The sequence below is a fragment of the Kitasatospora sp. NPDC093550 genome (assembly GCF_044764985.1).
Taxonomy (GTDB): Bacteria; Actinomycetota; Actinomycetes; order Streptomycetales; family Streptomycetaceae; genus Kitasatospora.
The window spans coordinates 19,726-39,151 of the sequence record NZ_JBIWJF010000025.1 but is presented as its reverse complement, the minus strand read 5'-3'; the positions used below and the strand labels follow the sequence as shown (position 1 = coordinate 39,151).

At 73.4% G+C, this 19,426-nt stretch carries 14 protein-coding genes; 9 read left to right on the top strand and 5 right to left on the bottom strand.

Going from position 1 to position 19,426, the window contains the following annotated elements; all coding sequences use genetic code 11:
• Nucleotides 1–75: 75 nt before the first annotated feature.
• Together ACIRD3_RS31100 and ACIRD3_RS31095 are read left to right on the top strand one after the other, a co-directional pair.
• Entirely contained in the window at nt 76–723 is a 648-nt protein-coding gene (locus tag ACIRD3_RS31100; RefSeq protein WP_402223275.1) for a DUF485 domain-containing protein, read from the top strand.
• The gene (locus ACIRD3_RS31095; RefSeq protein WP_402223273.1) at nt 720–2,402 is read left to right on the top strand and encodes a cation acetate symporter; all 1,683 of its coding nucleotides are present in this window, start codon (nt 720–722) and stop codon (nt 2,400–2,402) included. The genes ACIRD3_RS31100 and ACIRD3_RS31095 overlap by 4 nt, the downstream gene beginning before the upstream one ends.
• 84 nt (nt 2,403–2,486) lie before the next feature.
• Here ACIRD3_RS31095 and ACIRD3_RS31090 read toward each other — a convergent pair whose 3' ends face one another.
• Both ACIRD3_RS31090 and ACIRD3_RS31085 read right to left on the bottom strand, forming a co-directional pair.
• On the bottom strand, nt 2,487–3,173 hold the full coding sequence (locus ACIRD3_RS31090; RefSeq protein ID WP_402223271.1) for a response regulator: 687 nt from the start codon (nt 3,171–3,173) through the stop codon (nt 2,487–2,489).
• Complete coding sequence (locus ACIRD3_RS31085; RefSeq protein ID WP_402223269.1) at nt 3,173–4,768, bottom strand: ATP-binding protein; 1,596 nt, start codon at nt 4,766–4,768, stop codon at nt 3,173–3,175. Before ACIRD3_RS31085 ends, ACIRD3_RS31090 begins: the two co-directional genes overlap by 1 nt.
• 280 nt (nt 4,769–5,048) lie before the next feature.
• Between ACIRD3_RS31085 and ACIRD3_RS31080 the strand changes: the two genes are divergently transcribed.
• Genes ACIRD3_RS31080 through ACIRD3_RS31070 form a run of 3 tightly spaced genes read left to right on the top strand, consistent with a single transcriptional unit; the run spans nt 5,049 to nt 7,844 of the window.
• Entirely contained in the window at nt 5,049–5,858 is an 810-nt protein-coding gene (locus ACIRD3_RS31080; RefSeq protein WP_402223267.1) for an ABC transporter ATP-binding protein, read from the top strand.
• Nucleotides 5,848–6,729 (top strand): ABC transporter permease, encoded by an 882-nt coding sequence (locus ACIRD3_RS31075; RefSeq protein WP_402223265.1) that lies wholly within the window; start codon nt 5,848–5,850, stop codon nt 6,727–6,729. The genes ACIRD3_RS31080 and ACIRD3_RS31075 overlap by 11 nt, the downstream gene beginning before the upstream one ends.
• A gap of 38 nt (nt 6,730–6,767) precedes the next feature.
• Complete coding sequence (locus tag ACIRD3_RS31070; RefSeq protein WP_402223263.1) at nt 6,768–7,844, top strand: ABC transporter substrate-binding protein; 1,077 nt, start codon at nt 6,768–6,770, stop codon at nt 7,842–7,844.
• 143 nt (nt 7,845–7,987) lie between these two features.
• Here ACIRD3_RS31070 and ACIRD3_RS31065 read toward each other — a convergent pair whose 3' ends face one another.
• Nucleotides 7,988–8,890, bottom strand: a complete 903-nt coding sequence (locus ACIRD3_RS31065; RefSeq protein WP_402223261.1) for a sucrase ferredoxin — start codon at nt 8,888–8,890, stop codon at nt 7,988–7,990.
• Between the two features lie 124 nt (nt 8,891–9,014).
• Entirely contained in the window at nt 9,015–11,465 is a 2,451-nt protein-coding gene (locus tag ACIRD3_RS31060) for a DNA topoisomerase (ATP-hydrolyzing) subunit A (RefSeq protein WP_402223259.1), read from the bottom strand.
• Between the two features lie 276 nt (nt 11,466–11,741).
• On the opposite strand from ACIRD3_RS31060, the gene ACIRD3_RS31055 reads away from it, so the two are divergent.
• The 3 genes from ACIRD3_RS31055 (at nt 11,742) to ACIRD3_RS31045 (ending at nt 15,988) form a co-directional block, all read left to right on the top strand.
• Nucleotides 11,742–13,085 (top strand): M16 family metallopeptidase, encoded by a 1,344-nt coding sequence (locus ACIRD3_RS31055; RefSeq protein WP_402223257.1) that lies wholly within the window; start codon nt 11,742–11,744, stop codon nt 13,083–13,085.
• Between the two features lie 20 nt (nt 13,086–13,105).
• The gene (locus ACIRD3_RS31050) at nt 13,106–14,470 is read left to right on the top strand and encodes a M16 family metallopeptidase (protein ID WP_402223382.1); all 1,365 of its coding nucleotides are present in this window, start codon (nt 13,106–13,108) and stop codon (nt 14,468–14,470) included.
• A 324-nt stretch (nt 14,471–14,794) separates the two neighbouring features.
• Nucleotides 14,795–15,988, top strand: a complete 1,194-nt coding sequence (locus tag ACIRD3_RS31045; protein ID WP_402223256.1) for an RtcB family protein — start codon at nt 14,795–14,797, stop codon at nt 15,986–15,988.
• 105 nt (nt 15,989–16,093) lie between these two features.
• Here ACIRD3_RS31045 and ACIRD3_RS31040 read toward each other — a convergent pair whose 3' ends face one another.
• Nucleotides 16,094–16,375, bottom strand: a complete 282-nt coding sequence (locus ACIRD3_RS31040; RefSeq protein WP_402223254.1) for an HPr family phosphocarrier protein — start codon at nt 16,373–16,375, stop codon at nt 16,094–16,096.
• Between the two features lie 226 nt (nt 16,376–16,601).
• Between ACIRD3_RS31040 and ACIRD3_RS31035 the strand changes: the two genes are divergently transcribed.
• On the top strand, nt 16,602–19,418 hold the full coding sequence (locus tag ACIRD3_RS31035; RefSeq protein ID WP_402223252.1) for a GNAT family N-acetyltransferase: 2,817 nt from the start codon (nt 16,602–16,604) through the stop codon (nt 19,416–19,418).
• The last annotated feature ends 8 nt before the right edge of the window (nt 19,419–19,426 follow it).

Below are 19,426 nucleotides of genomic sequence, written 5' to 3'. Positions count from 1 at the left end.
TGCGATGGTCAGAGGGGCTGTCCCGGGGCCCCCATGATGGTTCGGGTCAGAGCGTCCGGCCGTCCAGGAGCAGCAGTGCCACAGCAGCAGACGAGCAGTCCCGGGCAGGGGCAGCGATTCGACTGGTGGGCCGCTCCGGCTGCCACCACCGACTCCGGTCCGGCCGCCGCGCCCCGCCGAACGGCGGTACCGGCCCAGCCGACGCAGGCCCGTACCGCACCCGCTTCCGTTCCGGCCGCCGCACCGGCCTCCGCACCCGCGCGACCCTCGGCCGCCGCGCCCGAGCCCGCGGTCGCGCCACCGGCGCCGCCCGCTCCGCCCGTCGCACCCCCCGCAGCCCCGCCGGTACCGGCTCCGGCGGTAGCGGCATCGGCGCCGGTCCCGGCTCCGCGGCCGGGGAGCAGCCCCGACAGCACCGAGGTCTACCGGACGGTCCAGGCCAGCGCGGCCTTCCAGGAGATCCGCCGCAGCTACCGGTCCTTCGTCTTCCCGACCAGTGGCGCCTTCCTCGGCTGGTACCTGATGTACGTGGCCGCCCAGGCCGCCGCGCCCGGCGTGATGCGCAGCCAGGTGGCCGGCCCGCTCAACGTGGCCTGGCTGCTGGGCCTGCTGCAGTTCGCCTCCACCTTCCTGCTCACCTGGCTCTACGCCCGCAACGCCCGGACCGAGCGCGACCGCGCCGCCCTGGGCCTGCGCTGGGACACCCAGGACCAGCTGCGATGACCGACCGGACCCCCGCGGTGCTGACCACCGCCACCCCGCCGCCCGTCGCCCCCACCGGTGACCACCACTCGCTCGCGATCGTGCTGTTCGCCGTGATCGTGCTGGTCACCCTGGGCATCACGCTCTGGGTCGGCCGCCAGGGCAACGCCGCCGTGGACTTCTACGCCGGCGGCCGCGACTTCACCCCGCTGCAGAACGGCGTCGCCCTCTCCGGTGACTACCTGTCCGCCGCCTCCTTCCTCGGCGTCGCCGGGCTGATCGCCCTGTACGGCTACGACGGCGTGCTCTACAGCATCGGCTTCCTGGTCGCCTGGCTGGTCGTGCTGATGCTGGTCGCCGAACTCGTCCGCAACGCCGGCCGGTACACCCTCGCCGACGTGCTCGCGCTGAGGCTGCGCCGCCGCAAGGTCCGTGCGGCGGCCGGCGGCGCCAGCGTCGTCGTCACGCTGCTCTACCTGGTCGCCCAGATGGTCGGTGCCGGCTCGCTGGTCGCCCTGCTGCTCGGCACGAACAGCGCCCAGGCCAGGACCTGGACCATCATCGCCGTCGGCGCGCTGATGATCGTCTACGTGACGATCGGCGGGATGCGGGCCACCACCTGGATCCAGATCGTCAAGGCCTGCCTGCTGATCGCCGGCTCGGTGCTGCTCACCGTGCTGCTGCTGGTCCGCTTCCACGGTGACGTGTTCGAGCTGATGCGCCAGGCCGCCCGGCACAGCGGCGCGGGGCACCGCTACCTCGAACCGGGCCTCAAGTACGGCGCCACCTTCACCAGCCGACTGGACTTCTTCAGCCTGGGCCTCGCCCTGGTGCTGGGCACCGCCGGTCTGCCGCACATCCTGTCGCGCTTCTACACCGTGCCCACCGCGCGGGCCGCCCGCCGCTCCACGATGTGGGCGATCGGACTGGTCGGCGGCTTCTACCTGATGGCCATCGCGCTCGGCCTCGGCGCCACCGCGCTGGTCGGCTCGGCGGAGGTGCGGCACGCCAACTCGGCCGGGAACACGGCCGTCCCGCTGCTCGCCCTGGTGCTCGGCGGGGGCAACGGCAGCACCGGCGGGGTGGTGCTGTTCGCGCTGATCTCGGCGATCGCCTTCGCCACCATCCTCGCCGTGGTCGCCGGGCTGACCCTGGCCTCCTCGGCGGCCTTCGCCCACGACATCTGGGCGGGCGCCTGGCGCAGCCGCCCGGGCCGCCGCCGCAGCGCAGGCGCGACCGAGGAGAAGGCGGGCGAGCAGCAGGAGGTGGTGGTCGCCCGGTTCGCCGCCGTCGGGATCGGCGCGGCCGCGATCGCGATCAGCCTGTTCGCCCAGCAATTGAACGTCGCCTTCCTGGTCGGCCTGGCCTTCGCCGTCGCCGCCTCCGCCAACCTGCCCGTGCTGCTGTACAGCCTGTTCTGGTCGCGGTTCACCGCCCGGGGCGCGGTCTGGTCGGTGTACGGCGGGCTGGTCCCGGCGATCGTGCTGGTGTTCTTCTCACCGGTGGTCTCGGGCACCAAGGTGGCGTTGTTCCCCGGCGTCGACTTCCACTGGTTCCCGCTGGAGAACCCCGGCATCGTCTCCATCCCGCTCGGGTTCCTGGCGGGCTGGCTCGGGACGCTCACCTCCCCCGAGCCCGCCGACGCGGACCGCTTCGCCGAGCTGGAGGTCCGTGCCCTCACCGGTGCGGGCGCGGCCTGAGCCGTCGCGCCCGGGGAACCCCGGCGGGCCTGGGGCCGCCGGGGTTCCCCCCTGTCCGGGGACTCGACGGCGGGGGCGCGCTGGCTACGCCCGGGCGGGGAGCCCGTAGCGGTGCTCGGGGCGGCCGGTGTCGCCGTACCGCAGGGTGAGCCGCAGCCGGCTGTCCCGTTCGAGCTGCTTGAGGTAGCGCTGCGCCGTGGAGCGGCTCAGCCCGGTGGCGTCCGCGACCTCCTGGGCGGACAGCGGCCGGCCCGCCCGGCGCAGGACGCCCAGCACCAAGTCGGTGGTCGGCGCGGAGTGGCCCTTGGGCAGCGTCCCGGCCGGGGCGGTGGCACCGCGCAGGGTCGCGAACAGCCGGTCCACCTCGTCCTGGCCGGCCTCCCGGGCCGGGGCGGCCAGCGCGTGCCGCAGTTGCGCGTACGCCACCAGCTTCTCCCGCAGCCCGGCGAAGGTGAACGGCTTGACCAGGTACTGCAGCGCGCCGTGCTGCATGGCGGCGTGCACCGTGGAGACGTCCCGGGCGGCGGTCACCATCATCACGTCGCAGGTCACCTGGCGGTCCCGGAGCCGGCGCACCAGGGCGAGGCCGGTCTCGTCGGGCAGGTGGTGGTCGAGCAGCAGCAGGTCCACCGGGCGGCGCTCCAGCGAGGCCAGCGCCTCCCCGGCCGAGTGCGCGGTGCCGGTCACCCGGAAGCCCGGCACCTTGGCCACGTACGCGGCGTGCACGTCGGCGACCCGGAAGTCGTCGTCCACCACGAGTACGTCGATCATCACGCCTCCACGAGCCGATCGGTGAGCAGGGCCTCGGGCAGCTCGACGGTGAACCGGGCGCCGCCCAGCGGCCCGGCGTCGAGCACGATCCGGCCGCCGGTCCGCTCGACCAGCCGCCGCACCATCGCCAGCCCCAGCCCGCGCGGACGGTGCGCGGGCGCGTCCTTGCTGGTCCACCCCTCCTCGAAGACCTGCTCCCGCAGCTCCTCCGGTACGCCCGGGCCGCTGTCCGCGACCTGCAGCAGCAGGGTGGAGCCGGCCGCGGCCAGGCTCACCTCCACCCGACCGGCCCCGCCCGGCGCGAGCGCGTCCACCGCGTTGTCGATCAGGTTGCCGAGTACCGTCACCAGCGCCCGGGCGTCCACCACCGCGTCCGGCAGGTGCGCCGCCGGGGCCAGCACCAGCCGGACCCCGCGCTCGCCCGCCACCGCCGTCTTGCCCGCCAGCAGCGCCGCGACGTGCGGGTCCTGCACCTGTTCGGCGATCCGGGCGGCCACCACGGCGTGCGAGCCGGACTGCTCCGAGATGAACGCCACCGCCTGCTCGTGCCGGCCCAGCTCCAGCAGGCCCAGCAGGGTGTGCATCCGGTTGGCGTGCTCGTGGTCCTGGGCGCGCAGCGCCTCGGTCAGGCTCCGGGTGGTGTCCAGCTCGCGGACCAGCGACTCCAGCTCGGTACGGTCGCGCAGCGTGACCACCGCGCCGCCCTCGGCCGTCGCCATCCGGTTCACCACCAGCACCCGGTCGTCCCGGACGGCGGGCAGGTCGGCGCCGGTGATCCGGCCGGTCAGCACGTCGGCCAGCCGGCCCGGCGGCAGCGCCTCGGTGATCGGGCGGCCGGTGCAGTCCTCGGGCAGCCCGAGCAGCCGGACCGCCTCGTCGTTGGCCAGCCGGATCCGGCCGCGCTCGTCCAGGGCCACCATGCCCTCGCGGATGCCGTGCAGCATCGCCTCCCGCTCCACCAGCAGCGCGGAGATGTCGGCCAGCGCGATGTTGTGGGTGCGGCGCTTGAGCCGACGGGCCAGGGCCAGCGTGGCGACCGTACCGGCGGCCAGGCCGGCGCCCGCGCACAACAGGATCCCGGTGAGCATCGTGAGCAGCCGGCGGCGGATCGAGTCGTCGCTGATGCCCACCGAGACCTCGCCGACGATCCGGCCGTCCGCCATCCGCAGCGGGACCTTGCCGCGGGCGGTGCGGCCCAGCGTGCCCTGCTGGATCGCGGTGACACTGCGGCCGCTGAGCGCCGGCTCCGGGTCGGTGCTGACCCGCTGGCCGATCCGGCCCGGGTCGGTGTGCGAGAGCCGGATCCCGTCCAGGTCGGTGACCACCACGAAGCTGGCGCCGGTGGCCAGGCGGATCTGCTCGGCGTTGCGCTGCGCCGCCACCACGTCGCGGGCGTCGGCGGCCCGGGCGATGCTCTCGTCCGTGGCGGTGGCCTGGGCGATCGACAGCGCCCGCTGCATCGCGTCGTGGTCCAGCTCGCTGCTGACCGGGGCCAGGAAGAGTCCGGCGGTCACGGCGGTGACACCGACGGTGACGACGGTCTGGCTCAGCAGCAGCTGGGCGAAGACCCGGCGGGGCCAGTGCGGGAGCTTCATCCGGGCCTCCTCTCGGCGGCTGCGGGCGGTTCTACGGCGGTGGGTGGAGTCCCCGGGGGGCCGGGGCCGGGGGACCCGCAGGTGGGGGGACGCGCGGGTGGGGTCGGGACACCCTACGTTTCCGGCGTGTTTCTGTCAGCCGCGTCCCCGCAGTTGTAGCGGAAGCAAAACGAGCAGAACACCCCTCAACGCGGAGAAGCCGCACTACGCGGAGAAGGCTCCCGCCGGGGCCGGGCCCGCTCCTACCTTTCCGGGGCAAGCACAGACCCGGGAGGATCGAATGAGCAAAACCCCGGCGATCGAGCTGACCGGCGCGACCAAACGGTTCCGCACCCCGTCCGGGGCCCTGCACACCGCCGTCCGCGATCTCGATCTGACCGTCGCCCAGGGCGAGTTCGTCGCCGTCGTCGGACCCACCGGCTGCGGCAAGTCGACCACGCTGACCCTGGTCAGCGGCCTGGAGGAGCCCACCGAGGGCGAGGTCCGGGTGTACGGCGAGCCCGTGCGCGGGATCGACCCGAAGGTCGGGTTCGTCTTCCAGCAGGACGCCGTCTTCCCCTGGCGCACGGTCCTGTCCAACGTCATGGCCGGCCCGCGCTTCCGCGGCGTACCCGCCGCCGAGGCCAGGGAACGGGCCCGGGACTGGCTGGGCCGGGTCGGCCTCGCCGCCTTCGAGGACCGCTACCCGCACCAGCTGTCCGGCGGCATGCGCAAGCGCGTCGCGCTCGCCCAGACCTTCGTCAACGACCCGGCGATCCTGCTGATGGACGAGCCGTTCTCGGCGCTGGACGTGCAGACCCGCGCCCTCATGTCGGACCAGCTGCTGGAACTGTGGGCCGGCACCGGCTCCTCGGTCGTCTTCGTCACCCACGACCTGGACGAGGCCATCGCGCTCGCCGACCGGGTCGTCGTCATGACCGCCGGCCCGGCCACCGTCAAGGAGGTCTTCACCGTCGACCTGCCACGACCGCGCACTGTGGAGGCCGTCCGGCTGGAACCGAGGTTCGTCGAGCTGTACCGCGAGATCTGGGCCTCGCTCGGCGAAGAGGTGCGCATCACCCGGGAGAGAGGAGCGGGTCGTGCCGCTTGAGACCGCGTCCGAGACCGCGTCGCCCGTCGCCGGGGAGCCCCCGGCCGTCACCAGCAGAACCGAGGCCCGCGAACGGGCCGCCCGCAACCGGAAGTTGGGCGTCTACGGCGCCAGGGTCGCGGTCCTGGTCGCCTTCCTCGGGCTCTGGGAGGTCTGCGCCCGTACGGACGTCATCGACCCGTTCAACTTCTCGCAGCCGTCGAGGATCTGGGACCAGATCTGGCAGTGGATCACCCACGGCACCGCGCAGGGCTCGCTCGGCGAGCAGATCGGCTACACCCTCTACGAGGCCCTCACCGGCTGGGTGATCGGCGTCACCGGCGGCGTGCTGCTGGGCATCGCGCTCGGCCGGATCCGCTTCCTGGCCGACGTGTTCGGGCCGTACATCAAGGTGCTCAACGCCATCCCGAGGATCGTGCTCGCGCCGATCTTCCTGATCTGGTTCGGCCTCGGCCCGGCCTCCAAGGTCGCCTCCGCCGTGGTGCTGGTGTTCTTCCCGGTGTTCTTCAACGCCTTCCAGGGCGCCCGCGAGGTGGACCGCAACCTCGTCGCCAACGCCCGCATCCTGGGCGCCGACAACCGCAGGGTGACCCTCCAGGTGGTCATCCCCGCCGCCACCACCTGGATCTTCACCAGCCTGCACGTCAGCTTCGGCTTCGCGCTGATCGGGGCCATCGTCGGCGAGTACATCGGCGCCACCAAGGGCCTCGGCCTGCTCGTCGCGGCCGCCCAGGGCACCTTCAACGCGGCCGGCGTGTACGCCGCCATGACCATCCTCGCCGTCGTCGCGCTGCTCACCGAGGGACTGCTGACCCTCGCCGAGAAGAAGCTGTTCCGCTGGAAGCCCGCCGACGCGGGCGACGGCCGCTGACTCCCCCCGCCGGTAAGAAGAGAGAGGCACCCCCACCCATGCGCCCCCACCCGACCGGCAGAGCGTTCGCTGCCGCCCTCGCCGCCGTCCTGCTCCTCCCGCTCTCCGCCTGCGCCAACGACGCCGCCACCGCCGGCCACGGCGCGGTCGCCGCCCCGCCCGGGCAGCAGGTCGACGGGCCCAAGGTCAAGATCATGGTCGGTGGCCTGGACAAGGTCATCTACCTGCCCGCGATGCTCACCCAGCGGCTCGGCTACTTCGCCGAGGCCGGCGTCAACGTCGAGCTGATGACCGAGCCCGCCGGCGTGAACGCCACCACCGCCCTGCTCGCCGGGGACGTCCAGGGCGCCGTCGGCTTCTACGACCACACCATCGACCTGCAGGCCAAGGGCAAGAACGTGGAGTCCGTGGTGCAGTTCGCCCAGGCTCCCGGCGAGGTCGAGGTGGTCTCCACCAAGCAGGCCGACGCCCTCAAGTCCGGTGCCGACTTCAAGGGCAAGAAGCTCGGCGTCACCAGCATCGGCTCCTCGACCGACTTCCTCACCAAGTACCTCGCGGTCAAGAACGGCACCGCCGTCAGCGAGTTCAGCCCGATCGCGGTCGGCGCCGGCCAGACCTTCATCGCCGCGCTCCAGCAGGGCAGCATCGACGCCGGGATGACCACGGACCCGACCGTCGCCGCCATCCTGGACAAGGGCCTCGGCAAGGTCCTCTACGACATGCGCACCCCCGAGGGCTCGCGCCAGGCGCTCGGCGGGCTGTACCCGTCGTCCTCGCTGTACATGAACACCGACTGGGTGGCGAAGAACAAGGACACCACCCAGAAGCTCGCCAACGCCTTCGTGAAGACCCTCAAGTGGATGTCCACCCACACCCCCGAGGAGATCGCCGCGAAGATGCCCGCCGACTACGCGCAGGGCGGCGCCGAGCAGTACGCGGCGGCGATCAAGGCGACGCTGCCGATGTTCACCGCGGACGGCGTGATGCCGGCCGACGGGCCGAAGACGGTGCTCGCGGTGCTCGCGGCGTTCCACCCGGACGTCAAGGGCAAGGAGGGGTCGATCGACCTGTCGAAGACGTACACCACCGAGTTCGTCGGCAAGGCCACCGGGTGATCCCCCCGGCCGCCGGCTGATCCCCCCCCGGCCGCCGCGGTCCCGCGCCCACCCCCACGGGCGCGGGGCCGCGGCACGCCTCCCGGCTGCACGCCCCGCAGGTGCACGCCTCCCGGCTGCTTCCCGGGCTGCACGCCCCGCGGCTACACGCCCCGCACGGAGAGCACGTCCATCCGCGACGGCGTCCCCGCCGCCTTGCCGCAGCTCTCCGGACGCGGCGGCTCGCTCGCCGACTCGATCACGTCCACCTCCCAGACCCGGCCGTCCCGGTGCAGCACCGTCACCAGCCAGCGGCCCGCGCCGTCCGGCCGCTGGGTGAGCGTCAGCGCGTCCACCCCGGTCTCGCCGATCGCCAGCCGCACCGCGTGCTCGGCCGCCTGACCGGGGCGGTCCCAGCCCGAGCAGCCCCGTGACCACTCCGGCACCATGTGCCCGGCCGCCGTCGCCGCCAGCACCTCCTTGGCGCTCTCCGCGGTCAGCCGCCCGTACGCGTAGCCGTACGGCAGCACCAGCATCGTGGGGGAGAAGCGGTGCCCGCCCAGGTGGGTCACCTCCCAGACCTCGCTGTGCCCGGCCGCCGCCAGCTCCGCCGCGAGCGGACGCCCCAGCAGCGCGCAGCAGCGGTCCCGCCGTCCGTTGGTGCACACCAGCGCCACCGGGCCGCCGACGTGCTCCGCGCCGAAACCGGTGTGGTCGCCCGCGCCCAGCGCCGCGAAGTCCAGCGCCAGCAGCTCCGCCGGATCCGCCACCTGCGCCCGGCGCACCCAGCCGCGGCCCGGCACCGCGTGCGCCACGATCACCTCGTGCCGCGCCGTCGGCAGGCAGTCCGCGTGCCGCCCGGGCCGCCGGACCAGCGCCACGCGCACGCCCGTCCCCGCCGTGGCCTCCTCCAGTGCCCGCCCGACCGCCGCGTCCAGATGGCTCTCGGCCAGGGCCTTCGCACCCCACGGCCCGGTCTGCTCCACCAGCAGCCAGGTGCTCGCCACCGCCGCCGTCGCGGCCAGCGGCTCCGAAAGTTCACGCGACACGGTCGCACAGGTGCTCACGCGGGAAAGGCTACCCTCACCGGCTGCCGCGGCCGCCGCTACCAGGCGTTCTGCCACGGCAGTGGGCCCCGGGAACGACGGAGGGAGGGGCACCCCCGCAGGGCGCCCCTCCCTCCGTCCGCCGTCACGCCGGGCCGGCGACCACGGCGACCGGAGTGGTGACCGGGGTGCCCGAGCCGTCGCGGCGCGGGTCACGGTCGGGCAGGGTGACCGGGGCGCCCTTGGCCGTGGCGGCGCGCGCCGGTGCGGCGCCCGCCCAGGCGAAGGCCAGGGCGTCCTCACCGCGCAGGAAGCGCTGGCAGCGCACACCGCCGGTGGCACGGCCCTTGCGCGGGTACTGCTCGAACGGGGTGACCTTCCACGTGGTCTGCTCGCCGCCGGCCAGCGTGCCCGAGGCCGTCGCCACCGAGACCACCACGGCGTCCGCGGCCGGATCCACCGCCGTGAACGACAGCACCCGCGCGCCGTCGGCGAGCTTGATGCCCGCCATGCCGCCGGCCGGACGGCCCTGCGGGCGGACCTGGCCCGCCGGGTAGCGCAGCAGCTGCGCGTCCGAGGTGATGAAGACCAAGTCCTCCTCGCCGGTGCGCAGTTCGACCGCGCCCACCAGCTCGTCACCCTCCTTGAGGGCGATCACCTCGAACTCGTCCTTGTTCGCCGGCCACTCCGGCACCACCCGCTTCACCACGCCCTGGACGGTGCCCAGCGCCAGCCCCGGCGAGGACTCGTCCAGCGTGGTCAGCGCCAGCACCCGCTCCCCGGCCTCCAGCCGCAGGAACTCGCCCACCGCGGCACCGCCCGCCAGGTTCGGCGACGGCGTCGGCGGCAGGGCGGGCAGGTCGATCACCGGCAGCCGCAGCACCCGGCCCGCGGACGTCACCACGCCCACGTCCGCCCGCGCCGTCGCGTGCACCGCCGACACGATCACGTCGTGCTTCGAGCGCGCCTCCGACAGCTCGAACGGCTCGCCGTCCGCCGTGCGCGCCAGCAGGCCCGTCGAGGACAGCAGCACCCGGCACGGGTCGTCCGCGACCTCCAGCGGCACCGCCAGCGCCGCCGCCGGCGCCGCGCCCGCCTCCAGCAGCACCGTCCGCCGCTCGGTGCCGAACTGCTTCGCCACCGCGCCCAGTTCGGACGAGACCACGCTGCGCAGCTTGGTGTCCGACTCCAGGATCTCGGTCAGGTCCGCGATCTCCGAGTTGAGCTTCGCCTGCTCCTGCTCCAGCTCCACCCGGTCGAAGCGGGTCAGCCGGCGCAGCGGGGTGTCCAGGATGTACGCGGTCTGGGTGTCCGACAGCGAGAAGCGCTCCATCAGGCGCTCCTTCGCCTGCTGGGCGTTGTCACTCGACCGGATGATCGCGATGACCTCGTCGATGTCCAGCAGCGCCACCAGCAGGCCCTCGACCAGGTGCAGCCGCTCCTGCCGCTTGCGGCGGCGGAAGTCGCTGCGCCGGCGCACCACGGTGAAGCGGTGGTCGACGTAGACCTCCAGCAGCTCCTTCAGGCCCAGCGTCAGCGGCTGCCCGTCCACCAGCGCCACGTTGTTGATGCCGAAGGTCTCCTCCATCGGCGTCAGCTTGTAGAGCTGCTCCAGCAGCGCCTCCGGCACGAAGCCGTTCTTGACCTCGATCACCAGCCGCAGCCCGTGCTCGCGGTCGGTCAGGTCCTTGACGTCCGCGATGCCCTGCAGCTTCTTCGCGTTGACCAGGTCCTTGATCTTCGAGATGACCTTCTCCGGGCCGACGTTGAACGGCAGCTCGGTGACCACGATGCCCTTGCGGCGGGCCGTCACCGCCTCCACCGTCGCCGTCGCCCGGATCTTGAACGTGCCGCGGCCCGACTCGTACGCGTCCCGGATCCCCGACAGGCCCACGATCCGGCCGCCGGTCGGCAGGTCCGGACCGGGGACGAACCGCATCAGCGTGTCCAGGTCCGCGTTCGGGTGCTTGATCAGGTGCCGGGCGGCCGCCACCACCTCGGACAGGTTGTGCGGCGGCATGTTCGTCGCCATGCCCACCGCGATGCCCGTCGCGCCGTTCACCAGCAGGTTCGGGAACGCGGCCGGCAGCGCCAGCGGCTCCTGCTCGCTGCCGTCGTAGTTCGGGCCGAAGTCGACGGTGTCCTCGTGGATCGACTCCACCATCGCCATCGCCGCCGCGGTCAGCCGCGACTCGGTGTAGCGCATCGCCGCCGGCGGGTCGTCGTTGCCCAGCGAACCGAAGTTGCCGTGCCCGTCGATCAGCGGCAGCCGCATCGAGAACGGCTGCGCCATGCGCACCACCGAGTCGTAGATCGACTGGTCGCCGTGCGGGTGCAGCCGGCCCATCACCTCGCCGACCACGCGGGCGCACTTCACGTGCCCGCGGTCCGGGCGCAGGCCCATCTCGTTGGCCTGGTACAGGATCCGGCGGTGCACCGGCTTCAGACCGTCCCGCGCGTCGGGCAGCGCCCGCGAGTAGATCACCGAGTAGGCGTACTCCAGGAAGGAGCCCTGCATCTCGTCCACGACGTCGACGTCGAGGATCCGCTCCTCGAAGTCTCCGGGCGGCGGGGTCTGCGAACTGCGGCGGGCCATCGCGGCGGGGCTCCCTTACGTGTCGCTGGCTGTGTGTCTCGGTCGTTCGTCGGTCGGTCTCGGCCGTCCTGCCGCCGGACCCGTCAACCGGGACGGCCGACAGGGCACGGCGCCCCCATTGTGGACCCTCGCGCCGACACTCCCGGTCAGCGGCCCTCTTCCGCCCCTGGCGAACGACCCGGTCCGCGCGGACACGAACACGGCTCCCGCGCGTTGCACCACAATGGGGGACGCCACACGAACCCCCGACATCGACGACGGGAAGGACCCGAGCGCATGGCCAACCCGGCCCCCGCCTCCAGCCGAGGCATCGCCATCACCGAGCACCGCCTGGCCAACGGGCTGCGCGTCGTCCTCTCCGAGGACCACCTCACCCCGGTCGCCGCCGTCTGCCTCTGGTACGACGTGGGCTCCCGGCACGAGGTCAAGGGCCGCACCGGCCTCGCCCACCTCTTCGAGCACCTGATGTTCCAGGGCTCCGCCAACGTCTCCAACAACGGCCACTTCGAACTGGTCCAGGGCGCCGGCGGCTCGCTCAACGGCACCACCAGCTTCGAGCGCACCAACTACTTCGAGACCATGCCCGCCCACCAGCTGGAGCTCGCCCTCTGGCTGGAGGCCGACCGGATGGGCTCGCTGCTCGCCGCGCTCGACGACGCCTCCATGGAGAACCAGCGCGACGTCGTCAAGAACGAGCGCCGCCAGCGCTACGACAACGTCCCGTACGGCACCGCCTTCGAGAAGCTCACCGCGCTGTCCTACCCCGACGGCCACCCGTACCACCACACGCCGATCGGCTCCATGGCCGACCTCGACGCGGCCACGCTGGAGGACGCCCGCACGTTCTTCCGCACCTACTACGCGCCCAACAACGCCGTCCTGTCCGTCGTCGGCGACATCGACCCCGAGCAGACCATCGCCTGGGTCGAGAAGTACTTCGGCTCCATCCCCGCCCACGACGGCAAGCAGCCGCCGCGCTCCGGCGAACTCCCCGACACCATCGGCCGGGAGATCCGCGAGGAGATCCACGAGGACGTCCCGTCCCGCGCGCTGATGGCCGCCTACCGCCTCCCGCACGACGGCACCCGCGAGGCCGACGCCGCCGACCTCGCCCTCACCGTCCTCGGCAGCGGCGAGTCCAGCCGCCTGTACAACCGGCTCGTCCGCCGCGACCGCACCGCCGTCGCCGCCGGCTTCGGCCTGCTGCGCCTGGCCGGCGCCCCCAGCCTCGGCTGGCTCGACGTCAAGACCTCCGGCGACGCCACCATCGCGCAGATCGACGCCGCCGTCGACGAGGAACTCGCCCGCTTCGCCGCCGAGGGCCCCACGTCCGAGGAACTGGAGCGCGCCCAGGCCCAGATCGAGCGCGAGTGGCTCGACCGGCTCACCACGGTCGCCGGCCGCGCCGACGAACTCTGCCGCTACGCCGTCCTGTTCGGCGACCCCAAGCTGCTGAACGACGCCCTCCCCAAGGTCCTCGACGTCACCGCCGAGGAGGTCCAGGCCGTCGCCAAGGCCCGGCTCCACCCCGACAACCGGGCCGTCCTCGTCTACGAGCCGACCGCTGCCGAGACCGACGCCGACACCGACGCTTCCGAAGAGGAGGGTGCCGCCGTATGAGCACCGACTACGTCCCCGCCATGACGTTCCACCCCCAGCCGCAGCCCGGCACCCCCAGCCCGTGGGCCTTCCCCGCCCCCGAGCGGACCGCCCTCGGCAACGGCATCACCGTGCTGCACTGCCACCGGCCCGGCCAGCAGTTGGTCGCCGTCGAGGTCCTCCTCGACGCCCCGCTCGCCGCCGAGCCCGACGGCCTGGACGGCGTCGCCGCGATCCTCGCCCGCGCCCTCAACGAGGGCACCGACACCCTCACCGCCGAGGAGTTCGCCGGCGAGCTGGAGCGGGCCGGCGCGACCCTGGACGCGCACGCCGACCACCCGTGCATCCGGGTCTCCCTGGAGGTCCCCGCCTCCCGGCTCCAGCGCGGCCTCTCCCTGCTCGCCGACGCCCTGCGCGCGCCCGCGCTGCCCGAGGCCGAGATCGAGCGGCTGGTCGCCAACCGCCTGGACGAGATCGTCCACGAGCAGGCCAACCCCGCCCGGCGCGCCGCCAAGGCCCTCTACGCCGAGCTGTTCGACGCCGCCGACCGGCTCTCCCGGCCCCGCTCCGGCACCGCCGACACCGTCAAGTCGATCGACCGCGCCGCCGTCAAGGCCTTCTACGAGGCCCACGTGCGCCCCGCGACCAGCACCGTCGTCGTGGTCGGCGACCTCACCGGCGTCGACCTGCCCGCCCTCCTGGAGGGCACCCTCGGCAGCTGGACCGGCTCGGCCGCCGAGGCCTCGGTGCACGCCCCGGTCGCCGGCGACGACCACGGCCGCGTGGTCATCGTGGACCGCCCCGGTTCCGTCCAGACCCAGCTGCTCATCGGCCGGATCGGCCCCGACCGCCACGACCCGGTCTGGGCCGCCCAGACCCTCGGCACCTACTGCCTCGGCGGCACCCTCACCTCCCGCCTGGACCGCGTCCTGCGCGAGGAGAAGGGCTACACCTACGGCGTCCGGGCCTTCGCCCAGCCGCTGCGCTCCGCCGCGGACGGCAGCGGACGCTCGCTGCTCGCCATCAGCGGCTCGGTGGACACCGCCTCCACCGCCCCGGCGCTCGCCGACACCTGGACCATCCTGCGCACCCTCGCCGCCGAGGGCCTCACCGAGGCCGAGCGCGACGAGGCCGTGCAGTTCCTGGTCGGCGTCGCCCCGCTGAAGTACGAGACCGCGGGCTCGGTGGCCGGCACCCTGGCCGACCAGGTCGAGCAGTACCTGCCGGACGACTACCAGGCCGAGGTCTACCGGCAGCTCGTCGAACTGTCCGCCGCCGCCGCCACCGAGGCGGTCGTCGCGGCCTTCCCGCCGGACCGGCTGGTCACCGTGCTGGTCGGCGACGCGGCCACGATCGCGGACGACGTGCGGGCGCTCGGCATCGGCGAGGTCACCGTCGTCAGCTGACGCACCCCACGTCCGTGCGCGGCCCGGTGGAGCACCCGCTCCTCCGGGCCGCCGCCGTTTTTTAAATCCCTTGCAGGCCGCTCGGGTTCCGTGGATAGATGTTCCCCGACGCACAGCACGTGCGAACTGCGACGAACGGGAAGGGAGGCGGTCACCATGCGGGTCGAGCGAGTGATACGACGACGCTCCCCAAGGCCGTATCTCCCCCGCGTCGCTTCGGCTGCCTGAGCGCGCCACCCCTGAACTTCCCCGAGCCGCACCGGGATTCTCTTACGCGCGGCATTTCTTCCGCTGAACTCCCCGACCCCTGGAGGTCGTTCACCCATGACGTACACCGAAGTCCCCGGCGTCCGGGTTCCGATCCGGATGTGGACCGACCCGGCGACGGTCGAGGGCGCGGCGATGCAGCAGCTGCGCAACATCAGCTCGCTGCCCTGGCTGCGCGGCCTCGCCGTGATGCCCGACGTCCACCTGGGCAAGGGCGCGACGGTCGGCTCCGTGATCGCCATGAAGGACGCCGTCTGCCCGGCGGCGGTCGGCGTCGACATCGGCTGCGGGATGAGCGCGGTGAAGACCTCGCTCACCGCCGACGACCTCCCGGACGACCTCTCCGGCCTGCGCAGCAAGATCGAGCAGGCCATCCCGGTCGGCCGCGGCCTGCACACCGACCCGGTCGACCCGGCCAAGCTGCAGGGCTTCCGCGCGGCGGGCTGGGACGACTTCTGGCAGCGCTTCGACGGCATCGCGGAGGACGTCAAGTGGCGCCGCGAGCGGGCGATGCAGCAGATGGCGACGCTCGGCGGGGGAAATCACTTCATCGAACTTTGTGTTGATACGACCGGTGCGGTCTGGCTGATGCTGCACTCCGGCTCCCGCAACATCGGCAAGGAGCTGGCCGAGCACCACATGGGCGTCGCCCGCTCGCTGCCGCACAACCAGGGCCTGGTCGACCAGGACCTCGCGGTCTTCCTCGCGAAGACCCCGGAGATGGCGGCCTACCGCCAGGACCTCTTCTGGGCGCAGGAGTACGCGAAGCACAACCGCGCGGTCATGATGGCGCTCTTCCAGGACGTCGTCCGGCGAGAGTTCACCAAGGCCGACGTCACCTTCGACGAGGTGATCAGCTGCCACCACAACTACGTGGCGGAGGAGCGGTACGAGGGCGTCGACCTGCTGGTGACCCGCAAGGGCGCGATCCGGGCCGGCTCCGGCGACCTCGGGATCATCCCGGGTTCGATGGGGACGGGCTCCTACATCGTCCGCGGCCTCGGCAACGAGGCGGCGTTCAACTCCGCCTCGCACGGCGCCGGCCGCAAGATGAGCCGCAACGCCGCGAAGAAGCGGTTCACCACGCGGGACCTCGCCGAGCAGACCGCGGGCGTGGAGTGCCGCAAGGACAGCGGCGTGGTCGACGAGATCCCGGGCGCGTACAAGAACATCGAGAAGGTCATCGGGCAGCAGAAGGACCTCGTCGAGGTGGTCGCGCACCTCAAGCAGGTCGTCTGCGTCAAGGGCTGACCGCCCGGCCCGTCCGGCGGAAGGCCCGGCTCGGAAGGGCTGAGCACAGCAGATCGGGGTGCCACCGGGAATCCGGCGGCACCCCGATCGGGTGTGTGCGAGGCCTCAGGCCGCGGCGGGGAGCTCGTCGAGGCCTTCGGCGACGAGCTTGGCGAGGCGGTCGAGGGCCTGGTCGGCGTCGGGGGCGTCGGAGGCCAGGATGACCTCGTCGCCGCCCTGGGCGCCCAGGGCGAGGAGGCCGAGCATGGAGGCGGCGTTGACCGGGTTGCCGCCGGGCTTGGCGATGGTGATCGGCACGCCGGTGGCCGTGACGGCCCGGACGAAGACGGAGGCGGGACGGGCGTGCAGGCCCTCGGCCCAACCGATGGTGACGCGGCGCTCAGCCATGAGACGTGCCTTTCCGGTGAAGCTGGTCACGGCCGTGCTCGGGGAGCGGGGGAAGCGGCCATGTTGTCTAGACCAGTGTTGCACGCAGTCGACCCCGGTGAGGCGCCGCGTTCAGGAGTTGTGATTGTTTCTTTTCGGGGCATAAACCCCGGCTACCGGTTCCGTCCACCCTGCCGTGAGCAGGAGCCCGGCGCCATCCGGCCCGCCGCCGGATAACCTGACGAATGTGGACGACTCCGCGGTAGCGAATCCCGAGCAGCAACCGGACTATCCGCAGCACTGGGAGGCCGACATCCTGCTGCGCGACGGCGGTACGGCCCGGATCCGGCCGATCACGCCCGCCGACGCCGGCCGCCTGGTGGAGTTCTACGAGCAGGTCTCGGAACAGTCCAAGTACTTCCGCTTCTTCGCCCCCTACCCCCGGCTCTCCGCGAAGGACGTCCGCCGCTTCACCCACCACGACTTCGTGAACCGGGTCGGCCTCGCGGTGGTCGTCCGGGACGACTTCATCGCCACCGTCCGCTACGACCGGATCGACGCCGAGGGCCGCCCCTCCGCCAGCGGGACCGACGCCGAGGTCGCCTTCCTGGTGCAGGACGCCCACCAGGGCCGCGGCGTGGCCTCCGCGCTGCTGGAGCACATCGCCGCCGTCGCCCAGGAGCGCGGCATCCGCCGCTTCCAGGCCGAGGTGCTGCCGGAGAACCGGAAGATGGTGAAGGTCTTCACCGACGCCGGCTACACCCAGCACCGCAGCTTCGCCGACGGCGTGGTGCACCTGGAGTTCGACCTCGAACAGACCGACCGCTCGCTCGCCGTGATGCGCGCCCGCGAGCACCGCGCCGAGGCGCGTTCGGTGCAGCGGTTGCTCACCCCGCGCTCGGTGGCGGTGATCGGGGCCTCCCGCACCCCGCAGACGGTGGGCCGGGCGATCCTGCGCGACCTGCTGGCCGGCGCCCCGGCCGGGTTCCCGGTCCACGCGGTGAACCGCAACGCCCGGCCCGGCAGCGAACTGGACGGCGTCCCGGTGCACCGTTCGATCCTGGACATTCCCGGACCGGTGGACCTCGCGGTGATCGCCGTCCCCGAGAGCGCCGTCCCGGCCGCGGTCGCCGAGTGCGGCGCCCACGGCGTGCAGGGCCTGGTGGTGGTCACCGCCGGCTACGCGGAGACCGGTCCGGAGGGTCGGGACCGGCAGCGGGCCCTGGTCCGCCAGGCCCGTGCGGCCGGGATGCGGGTGGTGGGCCCGAACGCCTTCGGTCTGATCAACACCGACCCGGCGCACCCGCTGAACGCCTCGCTCGCGCCGCGCCTGCCCGGCCGCGGCGACTTCGGGATCTTCTGCCAGTCCGGCGCGATCGGCGTGGCCCTGCTGGAGGCCGCCCACAAGCGCGGCCTCGGCGTCTCCTCCTTCGCCTCGGTGGGCAACCGCGCCGACGTCTCCGGCAACGACTTCCTCCAGTACTGGGCGGAGGACGAGGCCACCCGGGTGGTGCTGCTGTACCTGGAGTCCTTCGGCAACCCGCGCAAGTTCACCCGGATCGCCCGGCGGCTGGCCGCCGTCAAGCCGATCGTGGTGGTCAAGGGCGCCCGGCACACCGGCAGCCTGCCGCCCGGCCACGCCGTCCCGGCCACCGCCACCGCCCTGCGCGACGCGACCGTCGACGCGCTGTTCGAACAGGCGGGCGTCATCCGGGTCGGCACCATCACCGAGCTGTACGACACCGGCGAGCTGCTGGCCCTGCAGCCGCTGCCCACCGGGGACCGGGTCGCGGTGGTCGGCAACTCGGACTCGCTCGGCCTGCTCACCTACGACGCCCTGCTGAGCGCGGGCCTGCGTCCGCGCACGCCCGTCGACCTGACCACCGCCGCGACCGGCGAGAACTTCCGGATCGCCCTCGACGTCGCCCTCGCCGACCCGGCCGTGGACGCGGTGATCGCCGTCGCCATCCCGCCGATCGGGACCTCCGCGCACGCCTTCATGGGCGGCCGGCTGACCGGCGAGGACGATCCGGCGATGGGCTCGGACGACCCGGAGATCGCCGCCGCCCTGCTCGAAGCCGGTCAGCGTGCCCGGGAGTTGGGCAAGCCGCTGGTGCTCGCCCACCTGGCGCTGACCGACCTGCCGGCCCGGCTGCGCCCCGGCGGCATCCCCGCCTACCCGGCGCCCGAGCGCGCCGTGCAGGCCCTCGGTCACGCCGTGCACTACGCGCAGTGGCGCCGCCGTACGGCCGAGGCTGAGGAGACCGCGCGCGTCCCGGAGCTGGACCGGATCGACGAGCCGGGTGCCCGCGCCCTGGTGGCGCAGGAACTGAGCACCCGGGCCGCGACGGCCGCCCGCACCCAGCCCGGCGGCGCCCGGATCACCCTGCCGGACGCCGCGGCCCGCGAGCTGCTGGCCCGCTACGGCATCGACGTCTCGCCGACCCTCCCGGCGCCGGACGAGGCCACCGCCCTCGCCGCGGCGGCCTCGCTGGGCTACCCCGTGGCCCTGAAGGCGACCGCCCCGCACCTGCGCCACCGCCCCGACCTGGGCAGCGTCCGGCTGGACCTGACCGGTGAGCCGGGTCTGCGCCGCGCCCACCGCGAGCTGGACGCGCTGCTCGGCGGCGCCGCGCAGGCCGAGCTGGTGGTGCAGCGGATGGCGCCGCGCGGCGTGGACACGGTGATCGGCGCCACGGTCGACCCGGCCGTCGGCGCGATCCTGTCCTTCGGCCTGGCCGGCGCGCCGGCCGAACTGCTGGGCGACACGGCGCACCGACTGGTTCCGGCCACCGACCAGGACGTCGCCGGGCTGATCCGGGAGGTGCGGGCGGCGCCGCTGCTGTTCGGCTGGCGCGGCGCCGAGGCGGTGGACACCGGCGCTCTGGAGGAGCTGCTGCTCAGGGTGTCGCAGCTGGTGGACGACGTCCCGGAGATCGCCTCGGTGGACCTCGAACCCGTGGTCGTGGCCCCGCACGGGCTGGCGATCCTGGGGGCGCGGGTGCGGGTCGCGCCCCTGCCCGTCCGCAGTGATCTGGGCCCGCGCGCGATGAGCACGCTGTAACCTTCCTA

What these genes read in the sequence shown, in the direction of transcription:
- ACIRD3_RS31045 (WP_402223256.1), top strand. Translation starts at nt 14,795, where the DNA reads ATGACGTACACCGAAGTCCCCGGCGTCCGGGTTCCGATCCGGATGTGG.
- ACIRD3_RS31085 (WP_402223269.1), bottom strand. Translation starts at nt 4,768, where the DNA reads ATGAAGCTCCCGCACTGGCCCCGCCGGGTCTTCGCCCAGCTGCTGCTG.
- ACIRD3_RS31050 (WP_402223382.1), top strand. Translation starts at nt 13,106, where the DNA reads ATGACGTTCCACCCCCAGCCGCAGCCCGGCACCCCCAGCCCGTGGGCC.
- ACIRD3_RS31070 (WP_402223263.1), top strand. Translation starts at nt 6,768, where the DNA reads ATGCGCCCCCACCCGACCGGCAGAGCGTTCGCTGCCGCCCTCGCCGCC.
- ACIRD3_RS31080 (WP_402223267.1), top strand. Translation starts at nt 5,049, where the DNA reads ATGAGCAAAACCCCGGCGATCGAGCTGACCGGCGCGACCAAACGGTTC.
- ACIRD3_RS31040 (WP_402223254.1), bottom strand. Translation starts at nt 16,375, where the DNA reads ATGGCTGAGCGCCGCGTCACCATCGGTTGGGCCGAGGGCCTGCACGCC.
- ACIRD3_RS31090 (WP_402223271.1), bottom strand. Translation starts at nt 3,173, where the DNA reads ATGATCGACGTACTCGTGGTGGACGACGACTTCCGGGTCGCCGACGTG.
- ACIRD3_RS31055 (WP_402223257.1), top strand. Translation starts at nt 11,742, where the DNA reads ATGGCCAACCCGGCCCCCGCCTCCAGCCGAGGCATCGCCATCACCGAG.
- ACIRD3_RS31095 (WP_402223273.1), top strand. Translation starts at nt 720, where the DNA reads ATGACCGACCGGACCCCCGCGGTGCTGACCACCGCCACCCCGCCGCCC.
- ACIRD3_RS31060 (WP_402223259.1), bottom strand. Translation starts at nt 11,465, where the DNA reads ATGGCCCGCCGCAGTTCGCAGACCCCGCCGCCCGGAGACTTCGAGGAG.